We start from the raw sequence: 10832 nt of genomic DNA, 5'->3' as shown, positions 1-10832 counted from the left end.
CTTTGCGCGACATCCAGCGATGCAAGTAAACGCCGCAGACGTGCTACGTGATCAAATCGGACAGCCGAGGTATCACCCCGCAGGTGAAGTGACTTCAGGCCTTTGTGCCTGAAACTTCGAATCATGGTTGAAGGAGTGTAAGGTAATACCTTACACCCATCAAGGCTGCTTGAGTCATGATGCGTTCCTGTGGAATGGAAAGAACGCAGTTTGATCACTCGGGCCAACTCGATGAGAGCCCCCGCTCTCTGGCGTTCTTGTCAGATCGGTCCTGAGCTGCTGCGAGTGGCTGGCAACCTCAAGCTAGAACAACCCCATCCACTTCCTACGAGCTCTGCAGGCCTTTCCCACTGGGCAGCCTACAGCCCAAGAAATACCCTACAAAGTCTGTCGATACCCTTCTGATTGTCCGGGGAAATCATGCCCTCTAGGCTGACCGGGTCGCTGTCGGTTCAGCGATCGGGCGTGGAAACCCGGCTGGTTGGTTATCGGATTATCTGTCGTAACGGCAGCTGTACGCGGGAGGCCGTAAGGCCTGCCGGGGTTCTCCGATAACCTGGTTTTCCACCCCGTGTACAGCCGCCACCCTTCGCGTGGAAACGGACGGTGCCGGTCAATTTCTATCGGAGTTTGACCATGAAAAAAATCGTCCCCGACCCACCCCTCCCCGATACCCGCCACCACCCCTTTGGCAAATGCGACGCCGGCCACCCACCGCTGTTCGCGGTCAACCCCAATATCAACGCCCACGACGCCCTGGTACATGTCGCCGAGTACCTGCGCAGTGCCTACAACGTCGGCTACAAGGCGCTGGAACATATGGATGAAACCGGCAGGAGCCTGCTGTGGGCCAGCCTGCATGGCATCGAGATGGCCGAAGGCCTGACGGAGGCAATGCTGGAGGGTATTGAGTCGTCCTGAGAAGCAGATCGCATGAGGGCCGCCAAGTGCTTGCCGAGGGCCTTGCAGCGCCTATCAGATCGAGCGCCGCCCGCGCGGCGCGTCGCGACACAAGGCCGCTCCTACATCTGTTTCGGGCCAGTCAATCCTGTGCCATTACCGGGTCCGCCTTGTGGGTACGACGCGGTCTCAGCGTGGGCACCACTGCCGCCTCACCTGTTTCAAGGCATGCATCAAGGCGGGCAACCATGGCCTGACAGGTTCGGCACGTTGCAACAAATGTAGGAGCGGCCTTGCGTCGCGATGCGCCGCGCGGGCGGCGCTCGATCTCATAGGCGCCACAAAGCTCTCGCCCTGCACGCCAGCCCCACCACCCGGTAGACTGCGAACCACCCCCTGCCCCGTCGCGGAGACCGCTCTTGGAAGACCTCAACTCCCTCTACTACTTCACCCAGGTGGTCGAGCACGGTGGCTTCGCCCCGGCCGGGCGGGCGCTGGACATGCCCAAGTCCAAGCTCAGCCGGCGCATCGCCGACCTGGAGGAGCGCCTCGGCGTGCGCCTGCTGCACCGCACCAGCCGGCACTGTTCGCTGACCGAGATCGGCCAGGCCTACTACAACCGCTGCCTGGCCATGCGCGTGGAAGCCGAGGGCGCCGCCGAGCTCATCGAGCGCAACCGCAGCGAACCACGCGGGCTGGTGCGCATCAGCTGCCCGACCACCCTGCTCAACTCCTGGGTCGGACCGATGCTGACCCGTTACATGCTCAAGTACCCGCAAGTGGAGCTGTTCATCGAAAGCACCAACCGCCGCGTCGATCTGCTGCATGAGGGCTTTGACGTGGCACTGCGGGTGCGTTTCCCGCCGCTGGAGAACACCGACATGGTGATGAAGGTGCTGAGCAACAGCACCCAGTGCCTGGTCGGCCACCCGTCGCTGCGCGAACAGCTGCCACCCGGTTTCGATCCACGGCAGCTGAGCGAGCTGCCCAGCCTGCACTGGGGCGGGGCCCAGCGGGAGTATCAGTGGGAGCTGTTCCAGGGTGAGGACATGAGCCGCAGCCTGGTGATCCCGCACAAACCACGGATGGTCACCGACGACCTGTTCGCGCTGAGGCATTTTTTGGTGGCGGGCGTGGGGATCGCGCACCTGCCCAGGGTGGCGGTGCGCGAGGACCTGGCGGCGGGGCGGTTGGTGGAGATGCTGCCAGGCTGGCATCCGCGTTGCGGCATCGTGCATGCGATCTTCCCGTCGCGACGGGGGTTGCTGCCGTCGGTGCGATCGTTGATCGATCATCTGGCGGAGGAGTTCGCCATCAGCGACATGGCGTAGTACGCCATCGCGGGGCAAGTCGGGCCGCCGCATCGCCGCTCCCACGAAGCCCTGTAGTCTCGGTGGGAGCGGGCTTGCCCCGCGATCAGGCCATCAGAAGGCGAAGCAGGAACAACCCAGCGCCCCCCAGAAGCCCTGGTAATCGCTCACCGGCACACTGGAATGCCGCGCCTTCTCATGGCTGTGGGCATGCACCCCGCACGGCCCGACACACTGGTGCAGCGCCGCCGCCAGCGGCGCACCGGCGCGCCAGTGCCCCGGCACCTTGGCCACCGGCGACCACTCCGGCAACACCGGCACCTGCGCGGGGCCCAGCTTGTCGAACTCGGCGGCGCCGTACACCACCTTGCCGTCGACGATGGTCAGCACCGACTCGATGCCCTTGATCGCCTCTTCATCGACGCTGAAGAAGTCCAGCGACAGCGCCGCCAGGTCCGCCAGCTGACCGACCTTGATCTGCCCCTTCTTGCCCTGCTCGCTGGAGAACCAGGCGCTGCCATGGGTGAACAGCTGCAGCGCGGTCGCCCGACTCAGGCCCTCCGGATACAGTTCCAGCCCGCCGACGGTCTTGCCACTGACCATCCAGTACAGCGAAGTCCACGGGTTGTAGCTGGACACCCGGGTAGCGTCGGTGCCGGCGCCGACCGGCACGCCCTCGGCAAGCATGCGCTGGATCGGCGGGGTCTTCTCGGCAGCCTTGGCGCCATAGCGGTCGACGAAGTACTCGCCCTGGAAGGCCATGCGGTCCTGGATGGCGATGCCACCGCCCAGCGCCCTCACCCGCTCGATGTTCTTCGGCGTGATGGTCTCGCAATGATCGAAGAACCACGGCAGGCCATTGAACGGGATTTCACGGTTGACCTTCTCGAACACATCGAGCATGCGCGAGATCGACTCGTCGTAGGTGGCGTGCAGGCGAAACGGCCAGCGCTGCTCGACCAGGTGACGCACCACCGGTTCCAGCTCCTGTTCCATGGTCTGCGGCAGGTCCGGGCGCGGTTCGAGGAAATCCTCGAAGTCGGCGGCGGAGAACACCAACATCTCGCCGGCGCCGTTGTGGCGGAAGAAGTCGTTGCCGTCGCCCGGCTTGACCTTCTGCGTCCAGTTCTTGAAGTCGGCCAGTTCTTCCTTGGGTTTCTGGGTGAACAGGTTGTAGGCAATGCGCACGGTCAACTGGTCGTTGTCGGCCAGCTCCTGGATCACCTGATAGTCGTCCGGGTAGTTCTGGTAGCCGCCGCCGGCATCGATGGCGCTGGTCAGGCCCAGGCGGTTGAGCTCGCGCATGAACTGGCGGGTGGAGTTGACCTGGTACTCCAGCGGCAGCTTCGGCCCTTTGGCCAGGGTGGCGTAGAGAATGGTGGCGTTGGGTCGGGCGATGAGCATGCCGGTGGGGTTGCCGAACTTGTCGCGCTGGATCTCGCCGCCCGGCGGATTGGGTGTGTCCTTGGTGTAGCCCACCGCCCTGAGCGCGGCGCGGTTGAGCAGTGCGCGGTCGTAGAGGTGGAGCAGGAACACCGGGGTGTCCGGCGCGGCCTGGTTGATCTCTTCCAGCGTGGGCATGCGCTTCTCGGCGAACTGGAACTCGTTCCAGCCACCGACCACGCGCACCCACTGCGGGGTCGGCGTGCGCTCGGCCTGGTCCTTGAGCATGCGCAGGGCGTCGGCCAGCGAGGGCACGCCTTCCCAGCGCAGTTCGAGGTTGTAGTTAAGGCCGCCACGGATCAAGTGCAGGTGCGAGTCGTTCAGGCCCGGAATCACCGTGCGCTGCTTGAGATCGATGATCTGCGTGGCGGTCCCCTTGTGGGCCATGGCTTCGGCGTCGCTGCCCACGGCGATGAACTTGCCGTCCTTGATGGCCACGGCGCTGGCGGTGGGCTTCTCGCGGTCAACGGTGTGCAACTTGCCGTTGAACAGAATGAGGTCGGCGGACATGGGATCTCCTGAAATGCCGGCATGGGCGGAATCAGTGAACGGCAATGCGCTCCACAGCGCGCCGGCGGCGCCGAGCACGGTGCCGGTGGCGAGGAACTTGCGGCGGCTCTGGTCGGTGGGATCCTGGCTCATGGTGCTCTCCATTCGGACGAGTGATCGGCAGGCAGTTAAGGCTAGCAATGGAACAGGGCGGGCGCTCAGCGCGACGCACCTGAAAATGGGTGGGCCAGGCACCGAGCCGGTGCCTGGCAGGCGGCTTACTTGGCAGCAGTCAGGGCGTTGTAGCTGGTGATCAGGTTGCGGTAGTCCGGGATGTGGTTGGAGAACAGCGCCGCCAGCCCCTCGACATCGTTGCGCCAGTCGCGGTGCAGCTCACAGGCCACGCCAAACCAGGTCATCAGTTGCGCGCCAGCCTGGCTCATGCGGCTGTGGGCCGCGTCGCGGGTCATTTCGTTGAAAGTACCGGAGGCGTCGGTCACCACGAACACCTCGAACTCCTCTTCAAGGGCCGCCAGCGCCGGGAACGCCACGCACACTTCGGTCACCACGCCGGCGATGATCAGCTGCTTCTTGCCGGTGGCCTTCACCGCCTTGACGAAATCTTCGTTGTCCCAGGCGTTGATCTGGCCGGGGCGGGCGATGTACGGGGCGTCCGGGAACAGTTCTTTCAGCTCCGGCACCAGCGGGCCGTTGGGGCCTTGCTCGAAGCTGGTGGTGAGGATGGTCGGCAGGTTGAAGTACTTGGCCAGGTCCGCCAGGGCCAGCACGTTGTTCTTGAAGCGGTCCGGCTCGATGTCGCGGACCAGGGACAGCAGGCCGGCCTGGTGGTCGACCAGCAGTACGGCGGCGTCGTCTTTGTTCAGGCGGTTGTATTTGAAGTTGTTCATTGCCGGTGCTCCTTGGGTTTCGATCTTCAGTGGGTTAGGTGTTTCGCGTTGATGGGAGAAGATTAAAACCGGGACCTTTATGGCGGTAGATAGCGGATTTTGGTCGTAGCGTTCTATTTTACGAACGATTGATTGGCGTTGCCTGTTCTGGCCTTATCGCGGGGCAAGCCCGCTCCCACGCAAGCGACATGGCTTGCGTGGGAGCGGGCTTGCCCCGCGATTGCGATACCCGCAGACAGTCATTGCCCGACTCCCCAACCTGCTCTATTACTACCCACAGCCCTCCCCCGCACCGAGACCATCATGCTGGCCTTCATCCAGTCATACCCGTTGTTGCTCGGCACCTTGCTGATCCTGCTCGACCTGCTGCTCTGGCAGCTGATCCCGCTGCAGCAGCACCGGGCCTGGCGGATCGCCACGCGGCTGGTGATCTTCCTGCTGTTCAGCGCGGTGCTCATGGCGGCGGGCATGAGCCCGTTGCAGCCCCCGCCCTGGGCCGACGATGTCCCGCGCAACCTGATGGCCACGGTACTGGCGATCGGCTGGTGGCTGTTCGCCGCGCGCACGGTGACGGTGGTGTTCGGCCTGCTGCTGGTAGCCCGCGGCAGCCACGGCGGACGCCTGCTGCAGGATGTGCTCGGCGCGCTGATCTTCCTCGCGGCGGTGGTGGCCGCAGCGGCCTATGTGATGCAGTTGCCGGTCAAGGGGCTGCTGGCGACCTCCGGGGTAATGGCCATCGTCATCGGCCTGGCCTTGCAGAGCACGCTGGCCGACGTATTCTCGGGCATCGTGCTGAACACCACGCGGCCCTACCAGATCGGCGACTCGATCTCCATCGACGGCACCGAGGGCAAGGTCGTGGACATCGACTGGCGAGCCACCCGGCTGATCACCGGCAACAGCAGCCTGGCGGTGATCCCCAACTCGGTGGCGGCCAAGGCCAAGATCCTCAATTTCAGCCGCCCGGCCGAAGTGCACGGGGTGTCGATCAGCGTGGTGGTGCCGGCCAAGGTGCGCCCGCAATGGGTATTCGACGCGCTGGAGAAGGCCCTGCAGGGCACCAGCATGCTGCTGGACAAGCCGGCGCCCAAGGTCACGGTAAAGACCTCGACGCTGGAATCGGTGGAGTACGAGGCCAGCGGTTTCATCGCCGACATGTCGCGCAAGACCGAGGCGCGCAATCAGCTGTTCGACCTGGCCCACCGCCACCTGGAGGCCAGCGGCGTGACCTGGAACATCGACCTTGGCGCCCCCGTGCGCAGCCGCCAGCGCGAGCTGCTGGACGAGGTGACGGTGTTCCGTTCGTTGACCAATGAAGAGCGCGACACCCTCAGCCAGCGCATGAGCACGGTGGAATACCTGGCCGACCAGGTCATCCTGGGCATCGGCGAACGTTCGGAGCATGTGCTGCTGATCAGCCGGGGCGTGATACTGGCGTCGGTGCGCGATGGCGAGCGGATGATCGAAGGCGGGCGCATGGGCCCTGGGGAAGTGCTGGGGCTCGAGGGCCTGGTGGACGACGAAGCCTCGCCCGTCGAGTTCCGCGCCCTGAGCGGTTGCATGCTTTATCGCATCGACAAGGAGCAAGTGCGTGGTTGCCTGGCCGAAAGCGGCGATGTGAAGTCGGCGCTGACCAAGCTGCAGCGATTCCGGCGGATGAAGCGTGAATCACTGTTGCTGCAGAAGCCGACGCTGGTGAAGAAAGGTGGGTTCCTGAGCTGGTTGCACAAGTAGCCAAGCACCGCCATCCCCCTGTAGGAGCGGCCTTGTGTCGCGAAAGGGCCGCAAAGCGGCCCCGGCGATCTTTGCTTCAACGCCGAAACCCTGGGGCTGCTACGCAGCCCTTTCGCGACACAAGGCCGCTCCTACAGGTGCGCCAGGGCCTACAACACCACCCGCAGACACTGCCCCGCGTGGTACAGCGAGAACCCCGATTCATAGAACGCCGTGCGCAGCGACGGCGCGCTCACCGGCTTCATCGGCGAGAACGGAATCGGCAGGCTGTCCGGGTCATCCTTGAGCAGGAACTCGGCAAACGCCCGGCCAATAACCGTGCCGGTGGTGTTGCCGCGCCCGTTGTAGCCGGTCACCGCCACCAGCCCCGGCGCCGGTTCGAACAGGCGCATCAGGTGATCCGGGGTAAAGTCGATGCAGCCGGTCCAGTGCATTTCCCACTCGACCTTGCCCAGCTCCGGGTAGTAGTGGCTCTGGATGCGGTCGGCCCAACTGCGCACGAACCACGCCGGCTTGTTGTCGACCCGGCCAAGGCTGCCGAGCAGCAGACGGCCCTGGTCGTCGCGGCGGATGCTGCTGAGCACGGTGCGGGTATCCCACGAGCCCTGGCCATGGGGCAGGACCTTGTCGGCGGCGCCGCCGTGCAGGGGCTTGGAGGCGACCTGATAGTAGTAGCCACGGAAGAAGTGCTTCTGCAGGTTGCTCCAGTCGCCTTCGGTGTACGCACCGGTGGAGATCACCACCTTGTCGGCGCGCACCGCGCCGCGTGCGGTCCGCACCCGCCAGGCATCGCCATCACGCTCCAGGCCCTCGACCGAGGACTGCTGGAACAGCTTGCCGCCCAGCCGCGTCACGGCAGCGGCCAGGCCCTGTGTGTAACCCATGGGGTTGATGGTGCCGGCGCGGCGGTCGAGCAGCGCGGCAGAAATCTTGTCGGTGCCGCAGTATTCCTGGCATTGCGCGCCGGTCAGCAGCTCGACGTCGGCGCCGCGCCGGGTCCATTGCTGGTGGCGGGCCTCGAGGTCGGCGATGCCGGTGGCGTTGTGCGCCATGTGCAGAGTGCCTTCGTGTCGGGCCTGGCAGTCGATGCCCAGGCGCTCGATCATGGCGAACACTTCGCCCGGGGCCTCGCCGAGCACCTTGTTCAGGCGGCTGCCCTGCTTGTGACCGAGGGTGGCTTCGACGTCGTCGGGGCGGATCCAGGTGCCGGCGTTGACCAGGCCGACGTTGCGCCCGGAGCCGCCGTGGCCGATCTTCCAGGCCTCCAGCAGGATCACCGACTTGCCCTGCTCCAGCAGGTGGATCGCCGCGGACAGGCCGGTAATGCCGCCGCCGATCACGCACACGTCGGCCTTGTGCTCGCCGGCCAGGGCCTGGGCGGCGACGGTCGGCTGGGTGACGTGTTCCCACAGACATTCTTGACGCAGTTCGGACATGGCCCGGCTCCAGCTGTTGTTCTTGTTGGGGCCGCCATGCGGCCCATTCGCGGGTTTACCCGCGAACCGGGGGGGCTATGGCCCCCGGCCATGCAGCATCATTGCATCAGTCGAACACGATACCCTGCGCCAGCGGCAACTCACGCGAGTAGTTCACGGTATTGGTCTGCCGGCGCATGTAGCCCTTCCACGCATCCGACCCGGACTCACGCCCACCCCCGGTCTCCTTCTCGCCCCCGAACGCCCCGCCGATCTCCGCGCCGCTGGTGCCGATGTTGACGTTGGCGATGCCGCAATCGCTGCCCGAGGCGCTCTGGAAGCGCTCGGCCTCGCGGATGTCAGTGGTGAAGATGCACGACGACAGGCCTTGCGGCACTTCGTTGTTCAGGCGCAGGGCCTCTTCGAAGTCGTCGTAGGCGAGCACGTAGAGGATCGGCGCGAAGGTCTCGTGGCGCACCACGTCGCTCTGGGCCGGCATCTCGGCAATGGCCGGCGACACGTAGTAGGCGTTCGGATACTGCTCGGCCAGCTGGCGCTCGCCGCCGAACACCTGGCCACCCTCGTCGCGGGCCTTGGCCAGCGCGCCCTGCATGGCATCGAACGACTGCTTGTCGATCAGCGGGCCGACCAGGTTGTCCTTGCGCGGGTCACCGATGCGCACCTTGCCGTAGGCGGCTTTGACGCGGGCGACCACTTCGTCCTTGATCGAGCGATGCACGATCAGGCGACGCAGGGTGGTGCAGCGCTGGCCGGCGGTGCCGACGGCGGAGAACAGGATGCCGCGCACGGCCAAGTCGAGGTCGGCGCTCGGGGCCAGGATCATGGCATTGTTGCCACCCAGTTCGAGGATGCTGCGGCCAAAGCGCGCGGCGACACGCGGGCCGACTTCACGGCCCATGCGGGTGCTGCCGGTGGCGCTGACCAGCGCCACGCGTGGGTCGTCGACCAGGGCTTCGCCGGCCTCGCGGCCACCGATCACCAGTTGCGCCAGGCCAGCCGGCGCATCGCCGAAGGCTTTCACGGCCTTGTCGAACAGTGCCTGGCAGGCCAGGGCGGTGAGCGGGGTCTTCTCCGATGGCTTCCACACCACCGCGTTACCGGCCACCAGCGCCAGCGCGGTGTTCCACGCCCACACCGCCACCGGGAAGTTGAAGGCGCTGATCACCCCGACCACGCCCAGCGGGTGCCAGGTTTCACGCATGTGGTGGCCCGGGCGCTCGGAGGCGATGGTCAGGCCGTACAGCTGGCGCGACAGGCCGACGGCAAAGTCGCAGATGTCGATCATTTCCTGCACTTCGCCCAGGCCTTCCTGGGTGATCTTGCCGGCTTCGATGGAGACCAGCTCGCCGAGGTCGGCCTTGTGCTCGCGCAGCACTTCGCCGAACAGGCGCACCAGCTCGCCGCGACGCGGGGCCGGCACGCTGCGCCAGGCGTCGAAGGCCTGTTGCGCCTGGTCGATGCGGGCAACGGTATCGGCCTTGCCAAGCAGTTTCACCGAAGCGATGCGGCTGCCGTCGATCGGGGTGTGAACAGGGTAGTCGCCCTGGGTGTGAGCCGCGGCGGCAACGCCAAGACGCTCGAGCAATGCAGCAACCATTGTGCTTCTCCTTTCATCGGGTGAAGGGGTGAAAAATGATGTGGGTCAGTATTAATCCGATTACACAGGTGCAACAAACGACCTTTATTCCGCATATCATTCCGCCAGGTAATGATTTCAGCCGCAGAGACCGCTTATGTCCAAACGCCTGGTTCCGTCCATGACCGCCCTGCAGTGCTTCGAGGCCGCAGCCCGCCACCTGAGCTTCACCCGTGCCGCCGAGGAGCTGCACCTGACCCAGAGCGCGGTGAGCAAGCAGGTGGCGCAGCTCGAGGAGATGCTGCGTCACCACCTGTTCCTGCGTATCCGCCGACGCCTGCAACTGACCCCCGCCGGCAGCCTGTACCTGGCCGAGGTGAACAAGATCCTCACCCAGGTGGACATGTCCAGCCGCTATGTCCTGAGCTATGGCTCGCAGACCGAAGTATTGAAGGTAGCCACTCAACCGAGTTTCGGCGTGCGTTGGTTGATCCCGCACCTCAAGGGCTTCGGCAAGCGCTACCCGAACATTCACCTGGACATCCGCAACGAAATGGAACCGTTCGCCCTGCTGCAGGGCTCGGCCGATGTGGTGTTCTTCTATGGCCAGGGCACCTGGCCCGGCGCGACCTGCATCGAGCTGTTCGGCGAAGAGGTGGTGCCGGTGTGCGCGCCGGAGCTGTTGCAAGGGCGCACGCTGCCTGACGCAGGCGCGGTGGCGGAGCTGGTACTGCTGCAGAGCACCTCGCGACCGGAAGCCTGGCACGAGTGGTTCCTCGAGCAAGGGCTGCACACCGACAACAGCTACCACGGGCCGCGCTTCGACACCTTCTACATGGCCTTGAGCGCGGCGCAGGCGGGGTGCGGAGTGGCGCTGGTGCCGCGCTACCTGGTGGCCCGAGAGCTGGCCGAGGGCAGCCTGGTGCTAGCCTGGGAGCATGCGATGCAGAGCAATGGCGCGCATTATCTTGCGTATGCCGAGCATGCGGCGGAGGTGCCGAAGGTGCGGGCGTTGGTGGAGTGGGTCGCCGAGCAG

Annotated in this window: 8 protein-coding genes; 4 read left to right on the top strand and 4 right to left on the bottom strand. The window is 65.3% G+C overall.

Translation table 11 applies throughout. The features are described from left to right. The first annotated feature begins 636 nt into the window (after positions 1-636). Both N5D48_RS24395 and N5D48_RS24390 read left to right on the top strand, forming a co-directional pair. Positions 637-921 carry a DUF3077 domain-containing protein gene (locus N5D48_RS24395; protein WP_028688634.1) on the top strand — a complete coding sequence of 95 codons (285 nt, stop codon included), beginning with the start codon at positions 637-639 and terminating at the stop codon, positions 919-921. Positions 922-1319: 398 nt separating this feature from the next. After that, a complete protein-coding gene (locus tag N5D48_RS24390; RefSeq protein WP_279888583.1) occupies positions 1320-2231 on the top strand; it encodes a LysR substrate-binding domain-containing protein in 912 nt (303 codons plus the stop codon). Positions 2232-2324: 93 nt separating this feature from the next. Here N5D48_RS24390 and N5D48_RS24385 read toward each other — a convergent pair whose 3' ends face one another. After that, a complete protein-coding gene (locus N5D48_RS24385) occupies positions 2325-4163 on the bottom strand; it encodes an amidohydrolase (RefSeq protein WP_279888585.1) in 1839 nt (612 codons plus the stop codon). Positions 4164-4420: 257 nt separating this feature from the next. Beyond that, the gene (ycaC, locus tag N5D48_RS24380) at positions 4421-5050 is read right to left on the bottom strand and encodes an isochorismate family cysteine hydrolase YcaC (RefSeq protein WP_279888582.1); all 630 of its coding nucleotides are present in this window, start codon (positions 5048-5050) and stop codon (positions 4421-4423) included. A gap of 303 nt (positions 5051-5353) precedes the next feature. On the opposite strand from ycaC, the gene N5D48_RS24375 reads away from it, so the two are divergent. Continuing rightward, the gene (locus N5D48_RS24375) at positions 5354-6784 is read left to right on the top strand and encodes a mechanosensitive ion channel family protein (RefSeq protein ID WP_279888581.1); all 1431 of its coding nucleotides are present in this window, start codon (positions 5354-5356) and stop codon (positions 6782-6784) included. A gap of 149 nt (positions 6785-6933) precedes the next feature. On the opposite strand, the gene N5D48_RS24370 is transcribed toward N5D48_RS24375, so the two are convergent. Further along, complete coding sequence (locus N5D48_RS24370) at positions 6934-8220, bottom strand: FAD-binding oxidoreductase (RefSeq protein ID WP_279888580.1); 1287 nt, start codon at positions 8218-8220, stop codon at positions 6934-6936. Positions 8221-8326: 106 nt separating this feature from the next. Next, a complete protein-coding gene (locus tag N5D48_RS24365) occupies positions 8327-9817 on the bottom strand; it encodes an aldehyde dehydrogenase family protein (protein ID WP_279888578.1) in 1491 nt (496 codons plus the stop codon). 136 nt (positions 9818-9953) lie between these two features. Between N5D48_RS24365 and N5D48_RS24360 the strand changes: the two genes are divergently transcribed. Next, positions 9954-10832, top strand: an 879-nt coding sequence (locus N5D48_RS24360) for a LysR family transcriptional regulator (protein ID WP_279888576.1), incomplete at its 3' end; no start/stop codon positions are given.

The sequence above is a fragment of the Pseudomonas sp. GD03858 genome (assembly GCF_029840925.1).
Classification (GTDB): domain Bacteria; phylum Pseudomonadota; class Gammaproteobacteria; order Pseudomonadales; family Pseudomonadaceae; genus Aquipseudomonas.
Note: the sequence above shows the minus strand (reverse complement) of the source record. Positions and strands in the feature narration are given on the sequence as shown.

Coding starts and splice junctions, on each gene's coding strand:
- N5D48_RS24395 (WP_028688634.1), top strand. CDS start 637: ATGAAAAAAATCGTCCCCGACCCACCCCTCCCCGATACCCGCCACCAC.
- N5D48_RS24385 (WP_279888585.1), bottom strand. CDS start 4,163: ATGTCCGCCGACCTCATTCTGTTCAACGGCAAGTTGCACACCGTTGAC.
- ycaC (WP_279888582.1), bottom strand. CDS start 5,050: ATGAACAACTTCAAATACAACCGCCTGAACAAAGACGACGCCGCCGTA.
- N5D48_RS24375 (WP_279888581.1), top strand. CDS start 5,354: ATGCTGGCCTTCATCCAGTCATACCCGTTGTTGCTCGGCACCTTGCTG.
- N5D48_RS24370 (WP_279888580.1), bottom strand. CDS start 8,220: ATGTCCGAACTGCGTCAAGAATGTCTGTGGGAACACGTCACCCAGCCG.
- N5D48_RS24365 (WP_279888578.1), bottom strand. CDS start 9,817: ATGGTTGCTGCATTGCTCGAGCGTCTTGGCGTTGCCGCCGCGGCTCAC.